The organism is Sulfitobacter sp. OXR-159 (assembly GCF_034377145.1).
Lineage (GTDB): Bacteria > Pseudomonadota > Alphaproteobacteria > Rhodobacterales > Rhodobacteraceae > Sulfitobacter.
In genome coordinates this window covers 20401-46456 of record NZ_CP139707.1, presented here as the reverse complement: position 1 = coordinate 46456, position 26056 = coordinate 20401, and the positions used below count along the sequence as shown (strand labels likewise).

The window sequence follows — 26056 nt, the reverse complement described above, 5'->3', positions numbered from 1 at the left end:
AGGGGTGATCCTATGCAACCTGTCGAAATCTATACGTCGCCGCTCTGCGGTTTTTGTCATTCCGCCAAACGCCTGCTGACCCAGAAGGGAGCGGCCTTTGATGAGGTCGATGTTCTGTCGGAGCCAGATCGCAAGCAAGAGATGATCCAACGCGCTGGCGGGGCCCGCACCGTGCCGCAGATCTTTATCGGGGACGTGCATGTGGGCGGCTGTGATGAACTCTATGCGCTGGACCGTGCGGGCAAACTTGACGCGCTGCTGCAAGACAGATGAAAATCGCGCTGCTGCAACTCAACGTCTCGGACGATCCCGCCGCCAATCTGATCGAAACCCGCGCCTTATTGCGCGAGGCGGTGGCGGGCGGGGCAGCGTTTGTCCTGACGCCCGAGGTGACGAATTGCGTCAGCACCAGCCGGACCCATCAGCAGGCGGTGCTCGCCTATGAGGAAGACGATGCCACCCTCGCCGCCCTGCGCGAAGAGGCGGCGAAGGCGGGCATTTGGCTGCTGATCGGCTCACTCGCGCTCAAGACGCGGGGCGGCGACGGGCGCTTTGCCAACCGATCTTTCCTGATCTCCCCACAGGGAGAGATCGTGGCCCGCTACGACAAGATCCATATGTTCGACGTGGATATCAGCGCGACCGAAACCTACCGCGAATCCGCAGGCTATCGCCCCGGTGACAAGGCAGTGGTGGCCGAGACTCCCTTTGGTAAGATCGGCATGTCGGTTTGCTATGACATGCGCTTTCCTGCGCTTTATCAAGCGCTTGCAGAGGCGGGGGCGCGTATCCTCACGATGCCTGCGGCCTTCTCTCCGGTGACGGGGGCCGCGCATTGGCACAGCCTACTGCGGGCGCGGGCGATTGAGAATGGCTGCTATGTGTTGGCCCCGGCGCAGACCGGCACGCACGCCAGTGCCGGACACAAAACCCGCGATACCTATGGGCATTCGCTGGTCGTGGCCCCTTGGGGGGAGGTTGTGCTGGATGCCGGGACGGCCCCCGGCGTTTACTTTTGTGACATGGACATGGAAGAATGTGACAAGGCCCGCGCCAAAGTGCCCAGCCTTGCCAACCGCCGCCCCTTTGCCGCGCCCTGACCGGACCGAAAATGACCGACGATAAAAACACACTTGCGATCATGCTGTTCGGTGAATTGCTGGCCGCCGATCAACAGGTGCGCAGTCGCCTCACGCGGGTTCTGCCACGCGGGATGGAGATTTCGCATTTCTCGGTGCTGAATTCGCTTTCATGGCATGGCGGCGAACGCTCGCCCGCGCAATTGGCCGAGACTTTCAACGTCACCCGCGGGGCGATGACCAACACGCTGAGCAAGCTGGAATGGGCCGGTTACGTCCATATCCGCCCCGATTGGGATGACGCGCGGCGCAAGATGGTCGCGATCAGCCCTGCCGGGCGGCAGGCACGGGATGCGGCGGTGAACGCGATCACGCCGATGATCTCGAACGTGGTGGATGATCTGGGCGAAGAGCAGGTCCGCGCCACGCTGCCGATCCTGCGCGCGCTCAGGCGTCAGTTGAGCCAGGGTTGAGGCTTGCGGTGACGTAGTTCACGCTCAGATCCCGATCCGACAGACGCCAAGACCATGCGACGGGGTTGAAGACGAAACCCTTGCGATCCACAGGCTCCAATCCGGCGCGGTTCAGCAGGTCAAAAAGTTCATCCGGCGTGATGAACTTGTTCCAGTCATGCGTGCCCTTGGGCAGCCAGCGCATCACATGCTCTGCGCCCACAATCGCCATCATAAAGGACTTTGGATTTCGGTTCAGGGTCGAACAGATGTGCAGCCCGCCGGGTTTCAGAAGGCGGCGGCAGGCGATCAGGTAGTCGATGGGGGAGGCAACGTGTTCAACGACCTCCATATTCAGCACCACATCGAATTTCTCACCCGCCTCGGCCATCGCTTCGGCGGTGGTGTGGCGGTAATCAATCTCCAGCCCCGACTGCTGCGCGTGGATTTGCGCGACGGGGATATTGCCCGCCGCCGCATCCGCGCCGACCACCTCGGCCCCCAGCCGCGCCATCGGTTCCGAGAGCAGCCCACCGCCGCACCCAATGTCGAGAATGCGCAGACCCTTAAACGGCGCGTCGACAGTTAGATCACGGTCAAACTCGCCCGCGATTTGGCTGGTGATGTAATCCAACCGGCAGGGGTTCAGCATGTGCAGCGGCTTGAACTTGCCGTTCAGATCCCACCATTCAGCGGCCATCGCTTCGAATTTGGCGATCTCGGCGGGGTCGATGGTTGATTGATCCGCTTGCATTCTGATCTCCCTGTGCTCTTTTGGGTTCAATGACTATATATAGGGCGGCAATGGACAAGTATCCCGACCAAAAACGCGACGCAGCGCATCTTTATCCGCCGGTTGAGCCTTTCGACCAGCGGATGTTGTCTGTGGGGCAGGGGCATCAGGTCTATGTCGAGCAATGCGGCAATCCCGATGGTATCCCCGTTGTCGTGCTCCATGGCGGCCCCGGCGGCGGTTGTAGCCCGGCGATGCGGCGTTATTTTGATCCAAAGATTTACCGCGTGGTGCTGTTCGATCAGCGTGGTTGCGGGCGCTCCACCCCGCATGCGTCGGTCACGGACAACACGACATGGCATTTGGTGGCGGATATCGAGCTGATTCGCAGCACACTCGGCATCGACAAATGGATGGTTTTTGGCGGCTCTTGGGGCGCGACACTGGCGCTGATCTATGCCCAAGCGCATCCGGAGGCCGTGCGTCATCTGATCCTGCGCGGCGTGTTCCTGATGACGCAGGCCGAGCTTGATTGGTTCTACGGCGGCGGGGCCGGGCGGTTCTGGCCCGAGCTTTGGGCGCGGTTCGTGAACCTGATCCCCGAAGATGAGCGTGACGATCTGATCGCGGCCTATCATCGGCGGCTGTTCTCGGGTGATCTGCGGGTCGAGCAGGACTATGGCCGCGCATGGGCGGCTTGGGAGAACGCGCTGGCCTCGGTGCATTCCGATGGCGTCTCTCATGGCGGGCCATCGGCCTATGCGCGGGCCTTTTCACGGTTGGAGAACCATTATTTCACCAATAACGGCTTTCTGGAGTTCGACGGTCAGATCCTCGAACATATGGGCCGCATCGCACATATTCCGGGGGTGATCGTGCAGGGGCGTTACGACATGATCTGCCCGCCTTCGGGGGCCTATGCGCTGGCCGAACGCTGGCCCAATGCCGATCTGCGGATGATCCGCAACGCGGGTCACGCCCTGTCGGAGCCGGGGATCAGTGCAGAACTGGTGCGGACCATGGATAGGATTGGTCAGCGATGAGCGGGCGCAACTCTCTACTGGATCGCCGGGCGCTTTTCACCACAGGTGCGGCTGCGGCTTTGCTGGCCGCGACAGGTGCCAGCGCCGGAGAGCCACCCCGGCGCGGTGGCCGTCTGCGGCTGGCGCTTTCGGGTGCCACGCGTGACGACACTTGGGTCAAAGGCGACGGGTTGTTCATGCAGGTCGCGCGGCAGGGGCTGATTTTTGACACGCTGACCGAAGTCACCGGCAATGGCATCCTCAAGGGTGAATTGGCGACTGGCTGGCAAACCAGCGACGGCGCGCGGCAGTGGCAATTCGATCTGCGCCCCGATGTGCGCTTTCACGACGGCAGCCCGCTGACCGCCCGCGACGTTGTGGCCAGTCTGCAATCCGTCCTGACCGAGGCTGAGGTCGCGGTGCAAGATGACCTGAAGGTGCAGGTCACATTGGCCGCTGCGAATCCCGACCTGCCGCTGCTGCTGGCGCAATCGCGCTATGTGATCCGCCCCGCCCATGCCCCCGAGGCCGGGATCGGCACCGGGCTTTACCGTCTGCGGCGCTTTTCCGCCGGGCGTCAGGTTTTAGCCGAGCGGGTGGAGAGCCATTACAAAGACGGCACCGCCGGTTGGTTCGATACGGTCGAGCTTGTCTCGATCCCCGCACGGGAGGTGCGCGCGCAGGCATTGAGCGAAGGGCTTGTGGATGCAGCGGATTTACCCGCACGGCCCCGCTATCGCGAGCGGGGTGATGTGACACTTCAGGCCGATAGCGCCGGCGGGGTCAGCGTCCTGTCGGACGATCTGCGCCAACCGCCGAACCCCGGACGCCAAGCGCCGATGGACAACCTGCGCGCGCCCGAGCGGTGGTGGTTCGGCTGAGAGGGGTTGCAGTTTCAGGCTTTCCGGCCTATATCCCCTTTCAACAGCGGCGCTTTCGGGTCCAAACCGAAGGCTCCACCGATCTTGAACACGGGCCGCGCGCCCGTTTTTTTATGCCTGAACGAAACTGCCAGATTAAATTGGATGTCTCATGTCGAATGACCTGATTGCCAAAGCTGCCATTGACCGCCGTCTGGCCGAGATCATCACCCCGGTGATCGAGGACATGGGCTTTGAACTGGTGCGCGTCCGCCTGATGTCGGGCAAGTCTACTATCCTGCAAGTCATGGCCGACCGGCCTGCTGGCGGGATCGAAGTGGACGAATGCGCCAAGATTTCGCAGGCCATCGGTGCGGTCTTGGATGTCGAAGACCCGATCCTTGACGAATACGCGCTTGAGGTTTCCAGCCCCGGCATCGACCGCCCGCTGACGCGGCTTAAGGATTTCGACGCTTTCGAGGGCTATGAGGCCAAGATTGAGACCACCGAACTGATCGATGGCCGCCGCCGCTTTAAGGGCGAGTTGGCAGGCGTCGAGGGTGGCGAAGTGCTGATCAACGTCGAAGAAGGTACCATCGGCCTCCAGTTCGACTGGCTCAGCGACGCGAAGCTGGTCCTGACCGACGACCTGATCAAAGAAATGCTCCGCCAGCGCAAAGCGTCCGGCGCAATCGACGAAAACGAATTTGATGATATCGAGACTGAAGAGTCTGCTGAGGGAGACACCTAATGGCCATTACATCTGCAAACCAGCTTGAGCTGTTGCAAACCGCCGAGGCGGTGGCGCGCGAAAAGATGATCGACCCCGGTCTGGTCGTCGAAGCGATGGAAGAATCCCTCGCCCGTGCCGCCAAGTCCCGCTACGGCGCCGAGATGGACATCCGGGTCGATATCGACCGCAAGACCGGCAAAGCGACCTTCACCCGCGTTCGCACCGTGGTCGAGGACGAAGAGCTTGAGAACTATCAGGCTGAGTTCACCGTCGATCAGGCCAAGCAATACATGGCCGACCCCAAGGTGGGCGATACCTACGTCGAAGAAGTCCCCCCGGTTGAGATGGGCCGCATCGCGGCGCAGTCGGCCAAGCAGGTGATTTTGCAGAAGGTCCGCGAAGCAGAGCGTGACCGCCAGTTCGAAGAATTCAAAGACCGCGCCGGTACCATCATCAACGGTCTGGTCAAGCGCGAAGAGTACGGCAATGTCATCGTCGATGTGGGCGCTGGCGAAGCGATCCTGCGTCGGAACGAAAAGATCGGCCGCGAAAGCTATCGCCCGAACGACCGTATCCGCGTCTACATCAAAGACGTGCGTCGCGAGCAGCGTGGCCCACAGATTTTCCTGAGCCGTACCGCGCCTGAGTTCATGGCCGAGCTGTTCAAGATGGAAGTGCCGGAAATCTATGACGGCATCATTGAGATTAAGGCCGTCGCCCGTGACCCCGGTTCGCGCGCCAAGATCGCTGTGATTTCGCATGATGGCTCTATCGACCCTGTTGGTGCTTGTGTTGGTATGCGCGGCAGCCGCGTGCAGGCCGTCGTGAACGAGCTTCAGGGCGAGAAGATCGACATCATTCCGTGGAACGAAGACCAGCCGACCTTCCTTGTGAACGCGCTGCAGCCTGCGGAAGTGTCGAAAGTGGTTCTGGACGAAGAAGCCGGCAAGATCGAAGTCGTCGTGCCCGAAGAGCAGTTGTCGCTTGCGATTGGCCGTCGTGGTCAGAACGTGCGTCTGGCCAGCCAGTTGACCGGTCTCGACATCGACATCATGACCGAAGAGCAGGAAAGCCAGCGCCGTCAGGCCGAGTTTGAACTGCGCACCAAGCTGTTCATGGACAACCTCGATCTCGACGAATTCTTTGCCCAATTGCTGGTTTCTGAAGGTTTCACCAACCTCGAAGAAGTGGCCTACGTCGAAGTCGACGAACTGCTGGTCATCGACGGTGTGGACGAAGACACCGCTGGCGAGTTGCAGGCCCGTGCCCGCGACGTGCTCGAAGCGCAGAACAAAGCCGCGCTTGATAACGCCCGTGCGCTCGGTGTCGAAGACAGCCTGGTTGAATTCGAGGGTCTGACCCCCCAAATGATAGAAGCGCTGGCCAAGGACGACGTGAAGACCTTGGAGGATTTCGCCACCTGTGCCGATTGGGAACTGGCTGGCGGCTGGACCACGGTCAACGGCGAGCGTGTTAAGGACGATGGCGCGCTTGAGCCCTTTGAGGTCAGCCTTGAAGATGCGCAGGCTATGATCATGACCGCCCGTGTCATGCTGGGCTGGGTCGATCCGACCGAGCTTGAAGCCGATGCGGACGAGGACGGCGTAGAAACAGACGGCGAAACCGCCGAGGAGGCCGAGGCCTAAGCGGGCCTCGGGGGTTGCACATGGGACGCGGTGGCGCCTCGAATGACCGTTCAGACGGTGCGGAACGCAAGTGCATCGCCACGGGCGACGTGCAGCCAAAACACGGGTTGATCCGCTTTGTGATCGGCCCGGACAATCAGGTTTACCCAGATATTTTGGGTAAACTGCCGGGCCGGGGCATTTATGTCTCGGCGGACCGTGCCGCGCTGGAACTTGCGGTAAGGAAAAAGGCCTTTGCTCGGTCGGCGAAACAGCCGGTCACGCTGCCAGACGGGTTGATCGACGAAGTCGAACAACAATTGGCGCGCCGGGTGGTGGACTTGATCTCGCTCCAGCGCAAGGCAGGCAAGGCGGTCGCCGGCTACGAAAAGGTCAAAGGTTGGTTGCAAACCGAAGAGGCCGAAGTATTGATACAGGCCGTAGACGGGTCAGGGCGCGGTAAGTCCAAGCTGAGCACCCCTCATTACGGTCACTACATCGGTTGGTTGACAGCCGATGAATTGGGTTTGGCATTCGGTCGCCAAACTGTGATACATGGGGCGCTCGCCTCTGGCGGACTCACGCAACGTGTTGTAGAGGAAGCCGGACGACTTAAAGGCGTGCGCGTAAACGAGGGTGGCAACGGCCATCCGAAAGGATAGACGAGCTTCATGAGCGATAGTGACGGCAAGAAAACATTGGGTCTGCGCGGTGGCGCACGTCCGGGGAATGTAAAGCAAAGCTTTAGCCACGGGCGTACCAAAAACGTTGTGGTCGAAACCAAGCGCAAGCGTGTTGTGGTGCCCAAGCCGGGTGGCCAGAAACCAACCGGGCCGGGCGCCGGGCCGATTGGGGATCCCAAGAAGCGCCCCGCAGGCATCACCGATGCCGAGATGGAGCGTCGTCTGAAAGCTGTTCAGGCTGCCAAAGCCCGTGAGGTTGAGGAAGCCGCAGCACGCGAGGCCGAGGAAAAGGCCCGCGCCGAAGAGCGTGAGCGCCGCCGGGCCGAGATTGAAGCCAAAGAACGCGAAGAGCGTGAGCGCGAGGAAAGCCTCAAGGCGAAAGCCGAGGAAGACGCGCGCCGCAAAGCAGAGGCCGAAGCGGCTGCTGCTGCTCCCGCGCCAGAACCTGCCGCCGCGCGTGAGCCGGGCAACAAACCCATGCCCGCCGCAACGCCGCGTAAAACCACAGAGCGTGACCGCGACGAAACCAAGAAGCGTAGCAAGGGTGGCGACAGCCGCCGTTCTGGTAAGCTGACAGTGAACCAAGCCCTCAACGGTGGTGAAGGTGGCCGTCAGCGTTCCATGGCGCAGATGAAGCGCAAGCAAGAGCGTGCGCGTCAAAAAGCCATGGGTGGTCAGGTTGAGCGCGAGAAGATCGTGCGCAACGTCAATCTGCCCCCGGCAATTGTTGTATCCGAGCTTGCCAACCGTATGGCCGAAAAGACCGGCGCTGTTGTAAAAGCGCTGATGCAGAACGGCATGATGGTCACGCAGAATGAAACCATCGACGCGGATACCGCTGAACTCATCATCGAAGAGTTTGGCCACAAGGTTGTGCGCGTCAGCGACTCTGATGTCGAAGATGTCATCAAAGAGATCGTAGACAAGCCCGAAGACCTGCAAGGTCGTCCACCTGTGATCACGATCATGGGCCACGTTGACCACGGTAAAACATCGCTGCTCGACGCGATCCGTAATGCGAAAGTGGTTGCTGGCGAAGCCGGCGGGATCACCCAGCACATCGGTGCCTATCAGGTCACGACCGACAATGGCGCGGTTCTGTCCTTCCTCGACACCCCCGGCCACGCGGCCTTTACCTCCATGCGTTCGCGCGGGGCTCAGGTAACGGATATCGTGGTTCTGGTGGTCGCGGCGGATGACGCCGTGATGCCGCAAACGATCGAGGCGATTGCCCACGCGAAAGCGGCCAAAGTGCCGATGATCGTGGCAATCAACAAGATCGACAAACCCGCCGCAAATCCCGACAAAGTCCGTACCGATCTGCTTCAGCACGAAGTCATCGTCGAGAAGATGTCCGGTGATGTGCAGGATGTCGAAGTCTCGGCCGCAACGGGCCAAGGTCTGGATGAACTGCTCGAAGCGATTGCATTGCAGTCCGAGATCCTCGAACTGAAGGCGAACCCAGACCGGGCCGCTGTTGGTGCGGTGATCGAAGCGCAGCTTGATGTGGGCCGCGGCCCTGTTGCGACTGTTCTGGTTCAGAACGGCACGCTGCGTCAGGGTGATATCTTTGTTGTGGGTGAGCAGTACGGTAAGGTTCGTGCGCTGATCAACGACCAAGGCGAGCGCGTCAAAGAAGCAGGTCCTTCGGTCCCAGTTGAGGTGCTTGGCATCAACGGCACGCCAGAAGCCGGTGACGTTCTGAACGTCACTGAAACTGAAGCGCAGGCTCGCGAAATCGCTGAATACCGCGCCAATGCAGCTAAGGACAAACGTGCCGCTGCTGGAGCTGCGACGACGCTGGAACAGCTTATGGCCAATGCCAAGGCGAACGAAGACGTCAGCGAGCTGCCGATCTTGGTCAAAGCCGACGTGCAGGGTTCTGCCGAAGCGATCGTTCAAGCGATGGAGAAAATCGGCAACGACGAAGTCCGCGTTCGGGTTCTGCACTCCGGTGTGGGCGCGATCACCGAGACGGATGTCGGTCTGGCCGAAGCTTCGGGCGCACCGATCATGGGCTTCAACGTGCGTGCCAATGCTTCGGCGCGGAACACTGCGAACCAGAAGGGCGTCGAAATCCGCTACTACTCGGTCATCTATGACCTTGTGGATGACGTGAAAGCGGCTGCGAGCGGCCTGCTGAGTGCCGAGATCAAAGAGAACTTCATTGGCTATGCCAACATCAAAGAAGTCTTCAAGGTCACCGGTGTGGGCAAAGTCGCAGGCTGTCTGGTCACCGAGGGCGTCGCCCGCCGCAGCGCCGGTGTGCGTCTGCTGCGCGACAACGTCGTGATCCACGAAGGCACGCTGAAAACGCTCAAGCGCTTCAAAGACGAAGTGCCCGAGGTTCAGTCCGGTCAGGAATGCGGCATGGCATTCGAGAACTACGATGACATTCGTCCCGACGATGTGATCGAGATTTTCGAGCGCGAAGAAGTGACCCGCACATTGGCCTAAGCCAAGCGCTTACAAGACAAATTCCCCAGAGGCCCGGTCAAATTGCCGGGCCTCTGCTTTTGTGAAGGCCTTTTTGCCGTCGTCAAAGCTGATCCGCGCAAGGTTGACGTGTAGGGGCGAGATATCGATCAAATTGAAATCATTCGGCTCCCCGCGCTGGCGCGACGACAGGCTGGTGCCCGCATGCAACTGGATCGCCAGATGGCCGTCATGCTCCGGTGCCGGGTGGGCAAAGGTGCCTGCGTGCCAGATGTGCAGATGGCCTGACAGGATCAGGTCCGCGCCGCAGTCCAGAAGCCGTTTCAAGGCCCGCTGCGCGCCCGGAATGGGCCGCTTGTCAGTTTCATTGGGGTGATCCAGCGGATGGTGGCACACCGCAATGCGCAACGTGTTCTTCCTGCCGCGCGACAGGGCACGGCAGGCCCGCCCCAAACGGCGCAGGCCCAGTTTGCCGGTCTGCCATTTGAAGCGGTCGACGGTGTTGATCCCCACAGCGACGAAATCCGCGCCTTCGTGCACCGGGGTCAGATCATGATGAATCCAGCGCCGGTAGTAACGCCATGGGGCCAAGAACCGGGTAAAGGGCCGGTGCAGGGGGATGTCGTGGTTGCCCGGCACGCTCAAGACAGGCGCATTGATCCGGTCGATAAAGGCCCGCGCCGCACGGTATTCCTTTTCCCTCGCCCGTTGGGTCAGATCACCCGAGATGATCACCAGATCGGGGTCATAGCCGTTCACGGCCTCCAACAAGGGCATAAGAAGGTCGGGCCGGTCCTTGCCGAAGTGCAGGTCGGATAGGTGGATCAAGCGGCTCATCGCACGTCCTTTCCAGAGGCGCGGGGGACGAAAATATGGATGGGAGAGGTTGCACGGGTGAGCCTAAAGGGGCCCTTCATCACCGCAATCTCCCCGTCCCGCGCGACATATCGTTTGCGCTGTTTCATGCGTATTTCGATCTCTGACCCGCAGAGCATTTCATAATCGGTATGATGTTTCGCCATGCCCGTGGCCAACGCCACCGCATGGCGCAGCAGGCCAAAGCGGTAGGTATCGGGGGCGACCAGCAGCACCATATCGCCGCGCGCGATACAGTCTTGCCCGTCGAGCCCCATTTGATCCAATTGAAAGGCGTTGTTGACGGCAAATACAAGCGGGGTCCGGAGCTCGGTCTCTTTGCCGTCGACCACGATGGTTAGCTTGAGCGAGGTGCGGAAATCTATCAGAGCTTTGATCACCGACCAATAGGCGGCGATCCGACTGCGGCCCCAGCGGCGATAGATGCCCTCCCGGGTCTTAAGGATCGCCGGGTAGGCGCCGATGCTGGCATTGTTCAAGAAGGTCTCGCCGTTGATCGTCGCCACATGCACCGCGCGGCTCTCGCCACCTGCGATGACATCAACCGCTTCTTGCAGGTCTTCTGGGATGCCCATCGACCGCGCGAAATAGTTGAAGGTGCCCTGCGGGATGATGCCAAGCGGGCGGCCCTGATCCTTCATAGCCGAGGACACGCCAGAGATCGTGCCATCCCCCCCGGCCACGGCAATGATGCCTTCAGGCTGAGACAAAGCCTGCCGGGCTGCACTGGCCGGATCGTTCCGTTTGTCGATGTGAATGAATTCCGCCGTGACCCCGTGCCGCGCAAAGGCGGATCGGATAGTGCTTTCGGCTTGGTCACCGTTTTGACGGCCCGAACCGCGGTTCAGGATGACAATAGCGCGCTTCGATGACATAAAATCCCCTGCCAAATGCTCAGGGGAAACGCGGTGGAACGCCTATTTGTTCACCTAAATAGGCGTTCCACGCAGATTTTTCAGACTGGTTTGCCTTCGAAAATCTTACCGTCGACTTGAACGGCCATGCGACCGCCCGCCAACATTTTTACAAAAATACCCTGAACGTAAATGGAACTTCCGATTGCGATGGTTCTCAACATGTCGGCACCCTTTCATACAGATGTTACAACTCTGCCTCAGGATGGTGCGCTTTGGGTTAAAAAATCCGCAACATGCTGAGTGATTGGGGATCACTAGTGCAATTCTGCCACTCTAGGCTAGAGCCAATCACGCAATATTGATATGAGCGGCACGTCTGCTTCGGGCATCGGATAGCCGCGCATTTCATTGGGACGTACCCATTTCAGGGTCTGCCCTTCGCGCGAAACCGGGGTGCCGCCCCATTTGCGACAGGCAAAAAGCGGCATCAGCAGATGAAAATTACTGTAGCTATGGCTGGCAAAGGTCAGCGGCGCGAGACAGGATGCCCATGTCTCGATCCCCAACTCTTCGTGCAACTCCCGGATCAACGCCGCCTCTGGCGTTTCACCGGGTTCGATCTTGCCGCCGGGAAACTCCCATAGGCCCGCCATTGGCTTACCTTCGGGCCGCTGTGCCAAAAGCACGCGGCCATCGATATCGATCAAGGCCGCCGCGGAAACGAGCACTGTCTTCATCGGATCAGGACCGGTAGTCGGCGTTGATGTCGATGTAGCCGTGGGTAAGGTCACAGGTCCAGACGGTGCAGCGGCCTTCGCCGAGGCCCAGATCAACGCCGATGACGACATTCTGGCCCTTCATATGGGCGGCGGCATCTTCTTCGGAATAGTCGGGGCTGCGCCAGCCGTCGCGGGCGACTTCAATATCCCCAAAGCGGATCGACAGGCGGTCGCGGTCTGCCGGAGCGCCTGATTTCCCGATGGCCATGACGACGCGGCCCCAGTTGGGGTCTTCCCCAGCGATGGCGGTTTTGATCAGCGGCGAATTGGCGATGGCCATGGCGTGGACCTTGGCCTCGTCATCGTTAGAGGCACCGGTGACGGCCACTTCGACGAATTTCTGCGCGCCTTCGCCGTCTTTGACGACCTGATGTGCAAGGTCCATCATCACGTCTCGCAGCGCCGTGTCGAAGGCTTCGTTATCCGACACATCGACACCTGAGGCCCCTGTCGCGGCCATGATCAGCGCGTCCGAGGTGGAAGTATCGCTGTCGACGGTGATGCAGTTGAATGTCGTCTCGGTATGGGTCGAGAGGCGGTGTTGCAGCGCATCTGTCGCGATACCCGCATCGGTAAAGATATAGACCAGCATGGTGGCCATATCGGGCGCGATCATGCCCGAGCCTTTGGCGATCCCAGCGATTGAGACGGTTTTGCCGTCGATCTCTACGGTCGCGCTGGCGCCTTTGGGGAAAGTATCCGTTGTCATGATGGCCCGCGCGGCGTCTTCGATGCCCGCAGGGTCGAGTTTCGCGTGGAGGTCGCCCAGCACGGCGGTGATCCGTTCGTGGGGCAGGGGTTCGCCGATGACGCCGGTGGACGACGTGAAAACCCGCGATTGCGGCACGCCGCAGGCTTCGGCGGTGGCGGCGGTAATCGCCTCGACCGCGTCGGTGCCGCCCCGCCCGGTAAAGGCGTTGGCATTGCCAGAGTTCACGACGATGGCGGCGCCCTCATCCGAGGCGCCGCCGATTTTTGCCTGGCAGTCCAGCACCGGGGCCGCGCGGGTGGCAGAGCGTGTGAACGCCCCCGCCACAGCACTGCCCGGTGCCAGCTTCGCCAACATCACATCGGTGCGCCCCTGATAGCGGACGCCAGCGGCGATGGTGGCGAATGTCACGCCGTCAATAACCGGAAGGTCGGGAAAACGGGCCGGGGCGAGCGGCGAGACAGCCAGTGATTTACCCATGGGTCAGTTCAGCCATTCAATGTTTTTAAGAACAGTTGGGTCGATGCCTTCGGCGGCGCTGCGGTCAACCTCGGCGGCCTCGGTCAGGCTTTCGATGGCTTCCTGCACTTTGGTCTGGCGCACTTGGGTCTCAAGCTCTTCGCGCACATCTTCCAGCGCAGGCGCTTCGCCTGTGCGGGTCTCGTTCAGCTTGATAACATGCCAGCCGAACTGGGTTTCCACCGGCTCAGATACGCCACCTGCTTCCATGCCGGCGACGGCTTCTTCAAACTCGGGGACCATCATGCCGGGGCCGAACCAACCCAAGGAACCGCCACCGGGGCCGGAGGGGCCGGTCGATTTCTCTTTGGCGACTTCGGCAAAGTCCGCGCCGCCGTCGAGTTCAGCCTTGATCGCGTCGGCTTCTTCCTTGGTTTCGACAAGGATATGCGAGGCGTTGAATTCTTTCTCAGGCTCCGCGTCTTTAAACTGCGCGTCATAGGCGGCTTGCAGTTCTTCGTCGCTGACATCTTCGGCCATAACGCCTTCGATCGCCTCGCCAGCGGTGAGCGAGCGTGTCTCGTTTTCGATCGACAGGGTCACGCGCGGCGGCAATTCGCCAGTAAAGCTGTCGGCAAGGGCTGTCTGCTGCACAAGCTGATCGAGGATCCCTTGGAACAGCACGTCATCAGGCAGTTGCTGATACTGCTGCGGCAGGCTGGCACGCGCCACGAGCATATGGCCAAGCGTGATTTCAGTGTCGTTGACGGTGGCAACAACCGTGTCGACACTCGGTTCGTCTTGGGCGGCTACAGGCAGCGCCACAGCGGCGGCAAGCGCCAAAGACGACAGAAAAGTGAGGGGTTTTTGCATGGTTGGATCCAATCGCTTCCTTCGTAGCAGGGCTGCTACATTGACAGTGTATGGCACGCCCCTTACATCGCCTTATGGCGCTGAGAGGCGCGGGCTCATCCACTATCTATGGGCTGCCATGGCGCTCGGCAACCAGATCGGCGCAAGACATCATAACTTCGGCGGGAGATTACATGCTGGGTATCGGAACAATCGCCAAAAAGGTCTTTGGCACGCCAAACGACCGGAAGATCAAGGCGACCCGTCCGCTTGTGGCACGGATCAATGCGCTGGAGCCTGAATTCGAAAAGCTAAGCGACGACGAGATCAAGCTGCGCACGGAAGAGTTGGCCAAACGGGCCGATGCGGGCGAGGACCTTGACGATCTGCTGCCCGAAGCCTTTGCCAACTGCCGCGAGGCTGCGCGCCGTACCCTTGGCCTGCGCGCCTTCGACACTCAGCTTCTGGGCGGGATTTTCCTGCATCAAGGCAATATCGCCGAGCAGAAGACCGGTGAGGGCAAGACCCTGACCGCGACCTTTGCAGCCTACCTCAACGGGCTCACGCATAAAGGCGTGCATGTGGTGACGGTGAACGAATACCTCGCGAAACGTGACGCCGAATGGATGAGTAAAGTCTTTGGCGCGTTGGGCTTGACCACCGGGGTCGCCTATTCCGGCATGCCCGAAGACCAGAAGCGCGCGGCCTATGCCTGCGACATCACTTATGCCACAAACAACGAGTTGGGCTTCGATTATCTGCGCGACAACATGAAGTCGAACCTGTCGGACATGCTGCAGCGCGGGCATAACTTTGCCATCGTGGACGAGGTCGACAGTATTCTGATCGACGAAGCGCGGACGCCGCTGATCATCTCTGGCCCCTCGCAGGACCGCTCGGAGATGTACCAGATCATCGACGCGCTGATCCCCTCGCTGACTGATGAGCATTACGAGCTCGACGAGAAAACCCGCAATGTGACCTTCACCGATGAGGGCAATGAGTTCCTCGAAGAGCAGTTGCGCGCCCGTGATCTGATCGAAGAGGGGATGACCCTTTATGATCCCGAAAGCACGACCATCGTGCACCACGTCAACCAAGGTCTGCGCGCGCACAAGCTGTTCCAGCGCGACAAAGATTACATCGTCCGCGATGGCGCGGTGACGCTGATCGACGAATTCACGGGCCGCATGATGCCGGGCCGCCGCTTGTCGGATGGTCTGCACCAAGCGATCGAGGCCAAAGAGGGCGTCGATATCCAGCCCGAGAACGTGACCCTCGCAAGCGTTACCTTCCAGAACTACTTCCGTCTTTACAACAAACTGGGCGGCATGACCGGCACGGCCCTGACCGAAGCTGAGGAATTCGCCGAGATTTACGGCCTTGGCGTTGTCGAAGTGCCGACCAACGTGCCGATTGCCCGTGTCGACGAAGACGATGCCGTTTACCGCACCGCGCGCGAGAAATACGAGGCGATGATTGAAAAGGTGAAGGAGGCCCACGCCAAGGGTCAGCCTTGCCTTGTCGGCACCACCTCGATCGAAAAGTCTGAACAGCTCAGCGCCATGCTGACCGCCGACGGGATCGAGCATAACGTGCTTAACGCCCGCCAGCACGAGCAAGAAGCGCAGATCATCGCCGAAGCTGGCAAGCTGGGCGCCGTGACCATCGCCACCAACATGGCGGGCCGCGGCACCGACATTCAGCTGGGCGGCAACGTCGAGCTCAAAGTGCTCGACGCGCTGGATGCCGATCCGGAGGCCGATCCGGCCAACATCCGCGCCCAGATCGAAGCGCAGCACGCCGAGGAAAAGCAAAAGGTGCTGGAGGCCGGTGGTCTTTATGTTCTGGCGTCTGAGCGTCACGAGAGCCGCCGGATCGACAACCAGTTGCGGGGCCGTTCGGGCCGTCAGGGCGATCCGGGCCGCACCTCTTTCTTCCTGTCGCTCGAAGATGACTTGATGCGCATCTTCGGCTCGGAACGGCTGGAGAAGGTTCTGACCACGCTGGGTCTGAAAGAAGGCGAAGCCATCGTGCACCCTTGGGTGAACAAATCGCTGGAGCGCGCGCAGGCAAAGGTCGAAGGCCGCAACTTTGACATCCGCAAGCAGCTTTTGAAGTTCGACGACGTGATGAACGAGCAGCGTAAAGTGATCTTTGGCCAGCGCCGCGAGATCATGGAGGCGGACAACCTCAATGAGATCGTCACCGACATGCGCGAGCAGGTGATCGACGATCTGATCGACACCTATATGCCGCCCAAAACCTACGCCGATCAGTGGGACACCCAAGGTTTCTATGCCGCGGTGATCGAACAGTTGAACGTCGATGTGCCGATCATCGCATGGTGCGAAGAAGATGGCGTGGATGACGAGGTAATCCGCGAACGTCTGATGCAGTCCACGGATGAGCTGATGGCAAAAAAGGCCGAGGCTTTCGGCGAAGAGAACATGCGCAACATCGAGAAACAGTTGTTGTTGCAGGCCATCGACACCAAATGGCGCGACCACCTGCTGACGCTGGAACATCTGCGTTCGGTCGTGGGTTTCCGCAGCTACGCGCAGCGCGACCCGCTGAACGAGTATAAAAACGAAGCCTTCCAACTGTTTGAGACGATGCTCGACAGTCTGCGGCAGGACGTGACCCAGAAACTGGGGCAAATCCAACCGATGAGCGAAGAGCAGCGCCGCGAGATGATGCAGGAAATGGCCACCCGTCAGGCCGCCATGCAGGCCGCTGCCACCGAGGCCGCAGATGAGGCATCTGAGCAGGCCGAGGCCGCCGCACCGGGCTTTGATGAAAACGATCCGTCCACATGGGGCAGCCCGGGCCGGAACGATCTCTGCCCCTGCGGTTCTGGCAAGAAGTTCAAGCACTGCCACGGCCAGATCACCTGAGCCGCGACATCTTTTCGCCCACAACTTGGCGTTTCAGGGCCATACCCCGGCCCTGATCCCCGCTCATAAAGTCTCCAACGAATCCGTTGAAGGAGACTTGTGATGTGGCGCACTAAAGAAATTCTGACGGCTGTCGGCACTCTCACCTGTGCCGTCGGCATCGGCTATGTCATGCAAAGCTCTGACACGGCGCAGCAGCGTTATGGCGCGGCTGAGGCGCAGCGTCTGGTGGCCGACAATGGCGCGCTGCTTGAAGTTGAGGGCATCACCCTGACCTCTGCCGCGCTGGACAGTCCCATCGCGTTGCCGACGCTGGATGACCGGGTGGTCAAAGCCGCAGCCCCTCAAAGCCTGCTGCCCGCACCTGAGAGCCACAGCACCGCGATCCCCGCGACCTGCGATATCATCGCCACTGCAGACGCCGTGGCCGCCGCGATGGTGAAGCTCAGCTTGGATGCGGCCTGTCTGCCGAATGAACGGCTCACCGTGCACCACAACGGCATGATCTTTACCGAAGTCACCGATGACAAAGGGCGGTTGTCCGTCTCCGTCCCGGCCCTCGCGGAAGAGGCTGTGTTCATCCTTGCCTTTGGCAATGGTGATGGCGCTGTGGCGCAGACCACCGTGCCCGAATTGTCTGATTTCAACCGCGTCGTGCTGCAATGGAAAGGCACCGCGGGGTTTGAGCTTCACGCCCGTGAGTTCGGCGCGGATTACGGTGATGCTGGCCATGTCTGGTCCGGCGCCCCGCGCGATATGACCGCTGCCGTGCTGGGCGAAGGCGGCTTCATGACCCGCAATGGCGACACCGACACCGCTGAGCCGTTGATGGCCGAAGTCTATAGCTTCCCGGTCGCCAAAGCGGCGCAGGAGGGCGATGTCGCGCTCAGTGTCGAGGCAGAGGTGAGCGAGGCCAACTGCGGGCTTGAGATCGAAGCACAGGCGCTGGAATTGCGTGGCGACGATCCGGTGAAAACCCAGAACTTGACCCTCGCCGTGCCGGACTGTGATGCGGTTGGCAACTTTCTGGTGTTGAATAATTTGCTCCAAGACCTGAAAGTCGCGCAGAACTGACGCAACCGGGTAGGTCTTGATGAACGGGTTGAAACGTGCGGCGATCAGCGCCGCACTTTTGCTTTTTACGGCGGTTACGGGCACGGCGCAGGATATCGCGCTGACCTCGCGCGATGGCAGCGTTGAACTCAGCGGCACCTTGCTGGGCTTTGACGGCGAATTCTATCGCGTCGAAACCGACTACGGCGAGCTGACCGTCGACAGCAGTGGCGTGTCCTGCGCCGGGCCGGGTTGCCCCAACCTTGAAGATTTCGTGGCCGAGGTGCGGTTCTCGGGCTCGGCGACCATGGGGGCGGTGCTGATGCCTGCGCTGATCGAAGCCTTCGCGGCGCGGCAGGGCTATACGGTCAACCGCGAAGACGGGGAAGGCGGGCGATTTGCGCTTCTGCTTTCGCGTCAGGATGATGGCAAACTGGCTGCGCGATTTGATTTCCGGGCGACCAATACCAACGAAGGCTTTGCCGATCTTCTGGCGGATGAGGCCGATGTGGTGATGGCCCTGCGCGAAGTGCGCCGCGAGGAGCGGATAAATGCCCGCGAGTTGGGGCTGGGCGATCTGACCGGCGCCAATCGCAGCCGGGTGCTGGCGCTTGATGCGGTGGTGCCTGTGGTTGCCCCGTCCAATCCGGTGAAACAGATCTCGCCGTTGACCTTGGCCCGGGTGTTTTCCGGTGAGATTAAGAACTGGCAGCGCCTTGGCGGGCCGGACGCGCCCATTGAACTGCATCTGCCCACCGCCGACAGCGGCTTGAGCCAAGCCATTGTGGATCAGGTATTAACGCCCGCCGGACTGGAACTGAGCGGCGATGTTACGCGCCACACCATGCCTGACGCGCTGGCAGAGGCGGTAGCGCGGGATGTCTTTGCCCTTGGGATCACCAGCTATGCCGAACAGGGCGGGACCGAGGTGCTGACCCTTGGCGGTAACTGTGGCTTTGCGCTAGATGCCGCGCGGCGCACGATCAAAACCGAAGACTACCCGCTGACCGCGCCGATGTTCCTCTATTTTCCTGCGCGTCGGCTGCCGCTGATCACGCGCGAGTTTCTCGCCTTTACCCGCGGCCCCTCGGCGCAGATCGTGATCCGTAGAGCCGGTTTCGTGGATCAGACGCCCGAAGAAATCCCGGTAGAGGAACAGGGCAACCGCTTTGCCAATGCCATTATCACGGCGGGGATCGAAACCCCGCTGGAAGAATTGCAGCGCATGACGGCGACGCTGGTGCCGATGGCGCGGCTGACGACCTCTTTCCGGTTCGAGGCAGGCTCGATCCGGCTTGACGCACAGTCGCGCTCTAACGTTCAGCAATTGGCGCGGGCGCTGGAGCAGGGGCAATATGACGCGCGGCGGTTGATGTTCGTGGGCTTCAGCGATGGAGAGGGCGTAGCGAGGGCCAACCGCGAGATCGCGCTGCGCCGCGCCGAGGCGGTCCAACGTGCCGTCAGCGCCGCCGCGGTGACCGCCAACCTGTCGCGGATTGATCTGCGGGTGGATGCCTTTGGCGAAGCAATGCCGATTGCCTGCGATGACAGCGAATGGGGCCGTCAGGCCAACCGTCGGGTTGAGGTTTGGGTGCGCTAAGGGGCCCGTGCCTAAAGGTGTCCTTCGCTCCGAAAACTCAGCTCGCGCGATTTGCCGATGATCAGGTGGTCATGCAGGGTCAGCCCCAAGGCGTCACAGGCGGCGGCGACCTGCCGGGTCATGTCGATGTCCGATCTTGATGGGCTGGGGTCGCCCGAGGGGTGATTGTGGACAAGGATGATCGCGCTGGCGTTCAGTTCAAGCGCGCGTTTTGCAACCTCGCGCGGATAGACCGGGACATGATCGACCGTGCCTTTCGCCTGTTCCTCATCCGCGATGAGGATGTTCTTGCGGTCGAGGTAGAGAACGCGAAACTGCTCCATCTCCAGATGGGCCATGGTGGTGTGGCAATAGTCCAGCAGAGCGTCCCAAGAGGACACGATATGCCGCTGTAGCACCTTCGCCCGGGCCAGCCGCTGGGCCGCAGCCTCAACGATCTTGAGCTCGACAATCACCGCTTCGCCAACACCTTTGATATCGCGCAGGCGGGCGGCAGGGGCGGTGATGACGCGGTTAAAGTCACCGAACCGGTCCAGAAGTTCCCGCGCCAGCGGTTTCACATCACGGCGGGGGATGGCGCGGAAAAGGACAAGCTCCAGCATCTCATAATCCGGGATGGCGGCGGCGCCCCCATGGACAAAACGGCTGCGGAGGCGCTGGCGGTGGTCTGCGATATAAGAGGGTTGTTTGCCCGTATTGGACGGCGGTTTGCGCGCTTCGTCCATTAGGAAGGGAAGGGGCTGATCAGCCAAGGTTCTCGGGGCACGGGTCATGACCAGAGTTTTGCGCTAAGGTGGTTAGGATTCGGTTAACAGGGTTTTCACGTCCTATTTACCTTGTGCACCTAGGGTTGCGGGTGAGGCGCGCGATACGCCTCACCCGGCCAAATTTAACCCTTCATCGAATCCCAGAAGGATTTGACAGAAGAGAAGAAATTGCTGCTTTCCGGGTTGTTGTTCTGGGCTTCGCCCTCAAACTCCCGCAGCAGTTCTTTCTGTCTGTTGGTCAGGTTCACCGGGGTCTCAACCGCCAGTTCGATGATCATATCACCGACGCCACCGCCCCGCAGCGGCGGCATGCCCTTGCCACGCAGACGCATCTGACGGCCCGATTGGCTGCCTGCAGGGATCTGCACGCGGCCACGGCCACCATCGATGGTGGGCACTTCGATATTGCCGCCCAAGGCGGCTGTGCTCATCGATACGGGAACGCGGCAGAACAGGTTCGGCCCGTCACGCTCAAAGAGTTCATGATCGGCCACTTCGATAAAGATATAGAGGTCCCCCGACGGCCCCCCGCGCATGCCCGCTTCGCCCTCACCGGCCAGCCGGATACGGGTGCCGGTTTCAACACCAGCGGGGATGTTGACCGAGAGCGTGCGCTCTTTCTCAACACGGCCCGCGCCGCGGCATTTCTTGCAAGGATTCTTGACGATCTGACCCATGCCGGAACAGGTGGGGCAGGTGCGTTCAACAGTGAAGAAACCCTGCTGTGCGCGCACCTTGCCCATGCCCGAACAGGTGGGACAGGTCGAAGGCTCTGCGCCGCCCTCGCCACCGCTGCCATCACAGGAGTCGCACTGGACAGAGGCCGGAACGGTGATCGACTTTTGCATGCCCGAGAAGGCATCTTCGAGCGAGATGCGCAGGTTATAGCGCAAGTCGGCACCGCGTGCGGCACGGCGTCCGCCGCCACCCCCACGTTGGCCCATGAAGTCACCGAAAAGATCGTCAAAGACGTCGGAAAAGGCCGAAGAGAAATCGCCCTGACCGCCACCCATGCCGCCGCCGGGACGCCCGCCGCCCATGCCACCTTCAAAGGCGGCGTGGCCGTAGCGGTCATAGGCCGCTTTCTTGTCGTCGCTTTTCAGCACGTCATAGGCCTCGCCCACTTCTTTGAACTGGGCTTCGGCGTTCGGATTGTCTTTGTTGCGGTCGGGGTGAAGGTCTTTGACCTTGCTGCGGTAGGCCTTCTTGATCTCGTCGGCAGAGGCCCCTTTGGCAACGCCAAGCACCTCGTAGTAGTCACGTTTTGCCATGGGTTATCATGCTCCTGCGCTGGAACGTGATGGGCCGGCCCGTCTGACGGACCGGCCCTTTCACAGGTTCCGTTTCACGCTTACGCGCGCTTGTCGTCGTCCAGATCTTCGAACTCGGCGTCGAGGATGTCATCGTCGCCACCCTGCGATTGCTGAGCATCCGAAGGCTGCGCCGTATCGTCGTTGCCTTCCTCCTGAGCGTTCTTATAGATAGCTTCGCCCAGTTTCATGGCCGATTCAGTGACGTTCTGGATACCGGATTTGATCTTGTCGGCGTTGTCTGTTTCCAGTTCGTCCTTCAGCGCGGCAATGGCCAGTTCGATCGCTTCGACGGTGGTTGGGTCAACCTTGTCGGAATGCTCTTCCAGCGACTTTTCGGTCGAGTGGATCAGCGATTCCGCTTGGTTCTTCGCTTCGATCAGCTCGCGACGGGATTTGTCCGCCTCGGCGTTCTCTTCCGCGTCTTTGACCATCTTGTCGATATCCGCATCCGACAGACCACCCGATGCTTGGATCGTGATCTTCTGCTCTTTGCCGGTGCCTTTGTCGAGCGCGCCCACGGACACGATGCCGTTGGCGTCGATGTCAAAGGTCACTTCGATCTGCGGCATGCCGCGCGGGGCAGGCGGGATGTTCTCGAGGTTGAAGGCACCGAGCATCTTGTTGTCGGCAGCCATCTCACGCTCACCTTGGAAAACCCGGATCGTCACAGCGTTCTGGTTGTCTTCGGCGGTCGAGAAGACCTGAGACTTTTTCGTCGGGATCGTGGTGTTACGGTCGATCAGGCGGGTGAAGACACCACCAAGGGTCTCAATGCCCAAGGACAGCGGTGTCACGTCCAGCAGAACCACGTCTTTCACATCGCCTTGCAGAACACCGGCCTGAATGGCGGCACCAAGGGCCACGACTTCGTCAGGGTTCACACCCTTGTGCGGCTCTTTACCGAAGAATTTGGTCACTTCTTCTGCGACTTTCGGCATCCGGGTCATACCACCGACCAGCACGACTTCGTCGATGTCGGATGCCGAGAGGCCCGCATCCTTCAGCGCGGCGGCGCAGGGCTTCATCGACGCTTTGATCAGGTCACCCACAAGGCTTTCCAGCTTGGCGCGGGTCAGCTTCATGACCATGTGCAGCGGCGAGCCGTCCTTGCCCATCGAGATGAAGGGCTGGTTGATCTCGGTCTGGCTGGAGGAAGAAAGCTCAATCTTCGCTTTCTCGGCAGCTTCTTTCAGACGCTGCAGCGCCATCTTGTCTTGCGTGAGGTCAACGCCGTTGGCCTTTTTGAACTCATCCGCAAGGTAGTTGACGATGCGCATGTCAAAGTCTTCACCACCAAGGAACGTGTCGCCGTTGGTGGATTTCACTTCGAACAGGCCGTCGTCGATCTCAAGGATGGTCACGTCGAATGTACCGCCGCCAAGGTCATAGACCGCGATGGTTTGCGTATTCTCTTTGTCGAGGCCATAGGCCAGCGCGGCGGCTGTCGGCTCGTTGATGATCCGCAGCACTTCGAGACCGGCGATCTTGCCGGCGTCTTTGGTCGCCTGACGCTGGGCGTCGTTGAAATATGCGGGCACGGTGATAACCGCCTGCGTGACTTCCTCACCCAGATAGCTTTCTGCGGTTTCTTTCATCTTACCAAGAATGAAGGCCGAGATTTGACTTGGGGAGTATTTCTCACCGCGGGCTTCGACCCATGCGTCGCCGTTGCCGCCATCAATGACGTTGAACGGCATGTTCTTTTTGTCTTTGGCCAGATCCGCATCGTCGTTGCGGCGGCCGATCAGGCGCTTGACGCCGAAGACAGTGTTTTCTGGGTTGGTGACCGCCTGGCGTTTTGCTGGCTGGCCGACAAGGCGCTCATCGTCGGTGAAAGCAACGATCGACGGCGTTGTGCGCGCGCCTTCGGCGTTTTCGATCACACGCGGCTGGCTGCCATCCATGATGGCGATACAGCTGTTGGTGGTGCCAAGGTCAATACCGATTACTTTGGACATGTTTCGATCCCTCTTTGAATCTAAGGCGATGACACGAGACGCGGACCCGTTTTGGCATCCTGCCCCGATCTGTTGACATCGAAGACCACGTGCCTTCGACGGTTCGGAGCGTATATAGGGAGGGTATTTGCACCCTGCAACCATTGGCTGGTCAGGATGGTCGCGATTCCGTGATGTTTTTGCCAAACGAGTGAGGAAGAAAGAAAAATGACTGCTTTGCGCCTGCGGGGCTTCGATATCCACAAAGAATTTCTGGGAAGAGCGGCCCAGCAGGAGGTGCTGGACGCGGTGCGCGGTGTGGTGCGGCAGGCGCCGTTCTTTCGCCCTGAGGTGCCGCGTGGCGGGCGCATGTCGGTTCGCATGACGGCGGCGGGGCGCTATGGCTGGTTCTCGGATCGGCGCGGGTATCGTTACGTCACCGAACACCCCGACGGGCAGCCATGGCCCGAGATCCCCGCACCGATTCTGGCGATCTGGGACAAGTTGACGGGGTTGGAGCGTCGTCCCGAATGCTGCTTGATCAATTACTACGATGCCGATGCGCGCATGGGGCTGCATCAGGACCGGGATGAGGCGGACTTTCAGTGGCCCGTGGTCTCGGTCTCTTTGGGGGATGACGGGTTGTTTCGGATCGGCAACCTGACCCGAGGCGGTAAGACGGAATCGATCTGGCTGCAGTCAGGCGATGTGGTGGTCATGGGCGGAGAGGCACGGTTGACCTACCACGGGGTGGACCGGATCAAGCCTGGCACGTCGACGCTGCTGCCCAAAGGGGGGCGGATCAATCTGACGCTTCGGGTGGTGGAGTGACGTTTTCTTTTAAAGAAAACGGCGACGGACTTTTTTGAAAAGTCCGTCGTTTCAGCGGCTGAGCGAACAGCATCCCGTTTGGTGTTGCCAGCCGTCATTTCCTTGCAAAAGGAGGTCGACAGCAAGCCCATAGGCGCGGTCTGACATGCCGTCACTACAGGCGCGGGTCGACAGTGTGGCGATCGCCGCGCCCTGCGGCCCCTCACCAATAAAATGAAAGCTGTCACGCCGACCCTGCGCCGCCCCGGACTGCGTGATACGAAAATCGCGTGGGCTGTCCGCTAATGCATCATAGCTCAGCGTTTCGCCGGTCACATCGAAGGACCAGAACGGCTCCGTCCCCCCACAGCGCGCCACGGGTGGCATCGCACCAGCCCATTGCCCAGATTGTCGGGTGAGGTAGCGAAGGGAGACCCCGCCGCGCCCTTCGCCGCTGTTTACCAAGCCCCAGCCGTGATGGTCGTCGGGGCGGATCACTTCGATATTTTCAGCGTCGGGCTTGAGGCTGCCGACGATCGGGGCGCTTGCGTCAGGTGCTTGGCGAATGTTTAGCACGTCATCCGCCGCGACCCCACTGACATCGTAAAGAGCGGGCCATGCCTCCTGCGTTGCCGAGGCAGGCAGCGCCCAGAGGCAGAGAAGGGCCGCCAGCAGTCTCACCGCCGCGCATTCCAACTGATCGACGCATGGCGGCGGGTATAGAATTCGCCCATCAGCCCGATCATCAAAAGCACCAGACCAACCCAGAGCGGGTATTCCCAACTGCTGTAGCGCGGGTTGTAATTGATGAAGGCAAAGCCGCGCGCCTGATCAATGCTATGAAACAGCGGGTTCCAATCAAACATCGCCAGCATATAGCCGGGCAGAGAGTTGGCGAGAAACATCTTGCCCGAGGCGATCATATTGGCACGTTGATAGACGGTCGAAAAAATCGTCACGAAGGACGGAAACCACGGCTTGATCGCCAGCATCACCAACCCAAGCGCACAGCCGGTAAACCACGCGGTAAGCATCATCCCGAAAGCGGCAAAGGGCTGATCGATGGAGATCGGGGTCACCGCCACGTGGTAAATAAACAAGATCACAAAGAGCGACAGCACCTGAATATAGAGCGATCCGACCGCCGCCGAAGCGATGGCGATGATCGTATTCATCGGGGCGTGCTGCATCATCGGGCTTGCCGGCCCCTCTGACCCGGCGACCGCGCCCAGAGCCTTCACATGAGTGAGATAAAGAAAGATGCCAGACATCAGATAGACAAGAAAATCACCGCGCACAGCAGACCCGCGCATCCCGAGGATTGAGAACATCACATAGAAGGCCACCACGAACATCACCGTTTGCAGCATGTTCATCGCGATGGCGATGAAGGCGTTGTTGTGCTGTTTGCGCACGTTGCGCACCACAGAATGGTAAACCAACTCTGCAATGGAGAGAGCCGAGCCAAAGCCGGATTTCGGCTTTCTGGAAGATTGGAACATGCGCGCGTCCTTGACGAAGCCC

24 protein-coding genes are annotated in these 26056 nt (G+C 60.4%); 13 read left to right on the top strand and 11 right to left on the bottom strand.

Annotated elements, in window-relative coordinates; translation table 11 throughout:
- The first annotated feature begins 12 nt into the window (after positions 1-12).
- Genes grxC through T8A63_RS00190 form a run of 3 tightly spaced genes read left to right on the top strand, consistent with a single transcriptional unit; the run spans position 13 to position 1552 of the window.
- The gene (gene grxC, locus T8A63_RS00200; RefSeq protein ID WP_322344646.1) at positions 13-273 is read left to right on the top strand and encodes a glutaredoxin 3; all 261 of its coding nucleotides are present in this window, start codon (positions 13-15) and stop codon (positions 271-273) included.
- Entirely contained in the window at positions 270-1100 is an 831-nt protein-coding gene (locus tag T8A63_RS00195) for a carbon-nitrogen hydrolase family protein (RefSeq protein ID WP_322344645.1), read from the top strand. Before grxC ends, T8A63_RS00195 begins: the two co-directional genes overlap by 4 nt.
- 11 nt (positions 1101-1111) lie before the next feature.
- A complete protein-coding gene (locus tag T8A63_RS00190) occupies positions 1112-1552 on the top strand; it encodes a MarR family winged helix-turn-helix transcriptional regulator (RefSeq protein ID WP_067627893.1) in 441 nt (146 codons plus the stop codon).
- Here the strand turns inward: T8A63_RS00190 and ubiG are convergent.
- Positions 1527-2285: a bifunctional 2-polyprenyl-6-hydroxyphenol methylase/3-demethylubiquinol 3-O-methyltransferase UbiG gene (gene ubiG / locus T8A63_RS00185; protein ID WP_322344644.1), complete on the bottom strand. Its 759-nt coding sequence runs from the start codon at positions 2283-2285 to the stop codon at positions 1527-1529. The genes T8A63_RS00190 and ubiG overlap by 26 nt on opposite strands.
- Positions 2286-2335: 50 nt before the next feature.
- Between ubiG and pip the strand changes: the two genes are divergently transcribed.
- The 6 genes from pip to infB all read left to right on the top strand — a co-directional run bounded on the left by pip (position 2336) and on the right by infB (position 9644).
- Positions 2336-3307 (top strand): prolyl aminopeptidase, encoded by a 972-nt coding sequence (pip, locus tag T8A63_RS00180; protein ID WP_067941901.1) that lies wholly within the window; start codon positions 2336-2338, stop codon positions 3305-3307.
- On the top strand, positions 3304-4167 hold the full coding sequence (locus T8A63_RS00175; protein ID WP_322344643.1) for an ABC transporter substrate-binding protein: 864 nt from the start codon (positions 3304-3306) through the stop codon (positions 4165-4167). Before pip ends, T8A63_RS00175 begins: the two co-directional genes overlap by 4 nt.
- Before the next feature lie 151 nt (positions 4168-4318).
- A complete protein-coding gene (gene rimP, locus T8A63_RS00170; RefSeq protein ID WP_067941897.1) occupies positions 4319-4897 on the top strand; it encodes a ribosome maturation factor RimP in 579 nt (192 codons plus the stop codon).
- Positions 4897-6525: a transcription termination factor NusA gene (gene nusA, locus T8A63_RS00165; protein ID WP_322344642.1), complete on the top strand. Its 1629-nt coding sequence runs from the start codon at positions 4897-4899 to the stop codon at positions 6523-6525. Before rimP ends, nusA begins: the two co-directional genes overlap by 1 nt.
- 20 nt (positions 6526-6545) lie before the next feature.
- The gene (locus T8A63_RS00160; RefSeq protein ID WP_322344641.1) at positions 6546-7166 is read left to right on the top strand and encodes an RNA-binding protein; all 621 of its coding nucleotides are present in this window, start codon (positions 6546-6548) and stop codon (positions 7164-7166) included.
- Positions 7167-7175: 9 nt separating this feature from the next.
- Positions 7176-9644 (top strand): translation initiation factor IF-2, encoded by a 2469-nt coding sequence (infB, locus tag T8A63_RS00155; RefSeq protein WP_093927562.1) that lies wholly within the window; start codon positions 7176-7178, stop codon positions 9642-9644.
- A gap of 9 nt (positions 9645-9653) precedes the next feature.
- Here the strand turns inward: infB and T8A63_RS00150 are convergent, their stop codons facing one another.
- The 5 genes from T8A63_RS00150 to T8A63_RS00130 all read right to left on the bottom strand — a co-directional run bounded on the left by T8A63_RS00150 (position 9654) and on the right by T8A63_RS00130 (position 14176).
- A complete protein-coding gene (locus T8A63_RS00150) occupies positions 9654-10460 on the bottom strand; it encodes a metallophosphoesterase (protein ID WP_322344640.1) in 807 nt (268 codons plus the stop codon).
- On the bottom strand, positions 10457-11374 hold the full coding sequence (locus tag T8A63_RS00145) for a diacylglycerol/lipid kinase family protein (RefSeq protein WP_322344639.1): 918 nt from the start codon (positions 11372-11374) through the stop codon (positions 10457-10459). Before T8A63_RS00145 ends, T8A63_RS00150 begins: the two co-directional genes overlap by 4 nt.
- Before the next feature lie 320 nt (positions 11375-11694).
- A complete protein-coding gene (locus tag T8A63_RS00140; RefSeq protein ID WP_322344638.1) occupies positions 11695-12093 on the bottom strand; it encodes a (deoxy)nucleoside triphosphate pyrophosphohydrolase in 399 nt (132 codons plus the stop codon).
- 4 nt (positions 12094-12097) lie between these two features.
- Positions 12098-13324 (bottom strand): bifunctional glutamate N-acetyltransferase/amino-acid acetyltransferase ArgJ, encoded by a 1227-nt coding sequence (argJ, locus tag T8A63_RS00135; RefSeq protein WP_322344637.1) that lies wholly within the window; start codon positions 13322-13324, stop codon positions 12098-12100.
- 3 nt (positions 13325-13327) lie between these two features.
- Entirely contained in the window at positions 13328-14176 is an 849-nt protein-coding gene (locus T8A63_RS00130; RefSeq protein ID WP_322344636.1) for a peptidylprolyl isomerase, read from the bottom strand.
- Positions 14177-14349: 173 nt separating this feature from the next.
- On the opposite strand from T8A63_RS00130, the gene secA reads away from it, so the two are divergent.
- The 3 genes from secA to T8A63_RS00115 all read left to right on the top strand — a co-directional run bounded on the left by secA (position 14350) and on the right by T8A63_RS00115 (position 19705).
- The gene (secA, locus tag T8A63_RS00125) at positions 14350-17052 is read left to right on the top strand and encodes a preprotein translocase subunit SecA (RefSeq protein ID WP_322344635.1); all 2703 of its coding nucleotides are present in this window, start codon (positions 14350-14352) and stop codon (positions 17050-17052) included.
- Between the two features lie 102 nt (positions 17053-17154).
- A complete protein-coding gene (locus tag T8A63_RS00120) occupies positions 17155-18126 on the top strand; it encodes a hypothetical protein (RefSeq protein ID WP_322344634.1) in 972 nt (323 codons plus the stop codon).
- Between the two features lie 19 nt (positions 18127-18145).
- Positions 18146-19705: a phosphate ABC transporter substrate-binding/OmpA family protein gene (locus T8A63_RS00115; RefSeq protein ID WP_322344633.1), complete on the top strand. Its 1560-nt coding sequence runs from the start codon at positions 18146-18148 to the stop codon at positions 19703-19705.
- A gap of 11 nt (positions 19706-19716) precedes the next feature.
- On the opposite strand, the gene radC is transcribed toward T8A63_RS00115, so the two are convergent.
- The 3 genes from radC to dnaK all read right to left on the bottom strand — a co-directional run bounded on the left by radC (position 19717) and on the right by dnaK (position 23743).
- Positions 19717-20478 carry a RadC family protein gene (gene radC / locus T8A63_RS00110; RefSeq protein ID WP_416153223.1) on the bottom strand — a complete coding sequence of 254 codons (762 nt, stop codon included), beginning with the start codon at positions 20476-20478 and terminating at the stop codon, positions 19717-19719.
- 116 nt (positions 20479-20594) lie between these two features.
- Positions 20595-21743 carry a molecular chaperone DnaJ gene (gene dnaJ / locus T8A63_RS00105; protein ID WP_322344632.1) on the bottom strand — a complete coding sequence of 383 codons (1149 nt, stop codon included), beginning with the start codon at positions 21741-21743 and terminating at the stop codon, positions 20595-20597.
- Positions 21744-21823: 80 nt separating this feature from the next.
- On the bottom strand, positions 21824-23743 hold the full coding sequence (gene dnaK, locus T8A63_RS00100; RefSeq protein ID WP_067939593.1) for a molecular chaperone DnaK: 1920 nt from the start codon (positions 23741-23743) through the stop codon (positions 21824-21826).
- A gap of 207 nt (positions 23744-23950) precedes the next feature.
- Here dnaK and T8A63_RS00095 point away from each other — a divergent pair, with 207 nt between their 5' ends.
- Positions 23951-24553 (top strand): alpha-ketoglutarate-dependent dioxygenase AlkB family protein, encoded by a 603-nt coding sequence (locus T8A63_RS00095; protein ID WP_067627840.1) that lies wholly within the window; start codon positions 23951-23953, stop codon positions 24551-24553.
- Positions 24554-24604: 51 nt separating this feature from the next.
- On the opposite strand, the gene T8A63_RS00090 is transcribed toward T8A63_RS00095, so the two are convergent.
- Positions 24605-25213 carry a COG3650 family protein gene (locus tag T8A63_RS00090; protein ID WP_067627837.1) on the bottom strand — a complete coding sequence of 203 codons (609 nt, stop codon included), beginning with the start codon at positions 25211-25213 and terminating at the stop codon, positions 24605-24607.
- Complete coding sequence (locus T8A63_RS00085; protein WP_067627834.1) at positions 25210-26034, bottom strand: ABC transporter permease; 825 nt, start codon at positions 26032-26034, stop codon at positions 25210-25212. Before T8A63_RS00085 ends, T8A63_RS00090 begins: the two co-directional genes overlap by 4 nt.
- Positions 26035-26056: the final 22 nt, after the last annotated feature.

Bases quoted from the DNA above. Each gene is read 5' to 3' on its own strand.
- T8A63_RS00145 (WP_322344639.1), bottom strand. From the start codon at position 11,374: ATGTCATCGAAGCGCGCTATTGTCATCCTGAACCGCGGTTCGGGCCGT.
- T8A63_RS00095 (WP_067627840.1), top strand. From the start codon at position 23,951: ATGACTGCTTTGCGCCTGCGGGGCTTCGATATCCACAAAGAATTTCTG.
- T8A63_RS00085 (WP_067627834.1), bottom strand. From the start codon at position 26,034: ATGTTCCAATCTTCCAGAAAGCCGAAATCCGGCTTTGGCTCGGCTCTC.
- dnaK (WP_067939593.1), bottom strand. From the start codon at position 23,743: ATGTCCAAAGTAATCGGTATTGACCTTGGCACCACCAACAGCTGTATC.
- rimP (WP_067941897.1), top strand. From the start codon at position 4,319: ATGTCGAATGACCTGATTGCCAAAGCTGCCATTGACCGCCGTCTGGCC.
- T8A63_RS00115 (WP_322344633.1), top strand. From the start codon at position 18,146: ATGAACGGGTTGAAACGTGCGGCGATCAGCGCCGCACTTTTGCTTTTT.
- T8A63_RS00120 (WP_322344634.1), top strand. From the start codon at position 17,155: ATGTGGCGCACTAAAGAAATTCTGACGGCTGTCGGCACTCTCACCTGT.
- T8A63_RS00175 (WP_322344643.1), top strand. From the start codon at position 3,304: ATGAGCGGGCGCAACTCTCTACTGGATCGCCGGGCGCTTTTCACCACA.
- pip (WP_067941901.1), top strand. From the start codon at position 2,336: ATGGACAAGTATCCCGACCAAAAACGCGACGCAGCGCATCTTTATCCG.
- dnaJ (WP_322344632.1), bottom strand. From the start codon at position 21,743: ATGGCAAAACGTGACTACTACGAGGTGCTTGGCGTTGCCAAAGGGGCC.
- nusA (WP_322344642.1), top strand. From the start codon at position 4,897: ATGGCCATTACATCTGCAAACCAGCTTGAGCTGTTGCAAACCGCCGAG.
- T8A63_RS00160 (WP_322344641.1), top strand. From the start codon at position 6,546: ATGGGACGCGGTGGCGCCTCGAATGACCGTTCAGACGGTGCGGAACGC.
- T8A63_RS00195 (WP_322344645.1), top strand. From the start codon at position 270: ATGAAAATCGCGCTGCTGCAACTCAACGTCTCGGACGATCCCGCCGCC.
- secA (WP_322344635.1), top strand. From the start codon at position 14,350: ATGCTGGGTATCGGAACAATCGCCAAAAAGGTCTTTGGCACGCCAAAC.
- grxC (WP_322344646.1), top strand. From the start codon at position 13: ATGCAACCTGTCGAAATCTATACGTCGCCGCTCTGCGGTTTTTGTCAT.
- T8A63_RS00150 (WP_322344640.1), bottom strand. From the start codon at position 10,460: ATGAGCCGCTTGATCCACCTATCCGACCTGCACTTCGGCAAGGACCGG.
- T8A63_RS00190 (WP_067627893.1), top strand. From the start codon at position 1,112: ATGACCGACGATAAAAACACACTTGCGATCATGCTGTTCGGTGAATTG.
- argJ (WP_322344637.1), bottom strand. From the start codon at position 13,324: ATGGGTAAATCACTGGCTGTCTCGCCGCTCGCCCCGGCCCGTTTTCCC.
- T8A63_RS00130 (WP_322344636.1), bottom strand. From the start codon at position 14,176: ATGCAAAAACCCCTCACTTTTCTGTCGTCTTTGGCGCTTGCCGCCGCT.
- ubiG (WP_322344644.1), bottom strand. From the start codon at position 2,285: ATGCAAGCGGATCAATCAACCATCGACCCCGCCGAGATCGCCAAATTC.
- infB (WP_093927562.1), top strand. From the start codon at position 7,176: ATGAGCGATAGTGACGGCAAGAAAACATTGGGTCTGCGCGGTGGCGCA.
- T8A63_RS00140 (WP_322344638.1), bottom strand. From the start codon at position 12,093: ATGAAGACAGTGCTCGTTTCCGCGGCGGCCTTGATCGATATCGATGGC.
- radC (WP_416153223.1), bottom strand. From the start codon at position 20,478: ATGACCCGTGCCCCGAGAACCTTGGCTGATCAGCCCCTTCCCTTCCTA.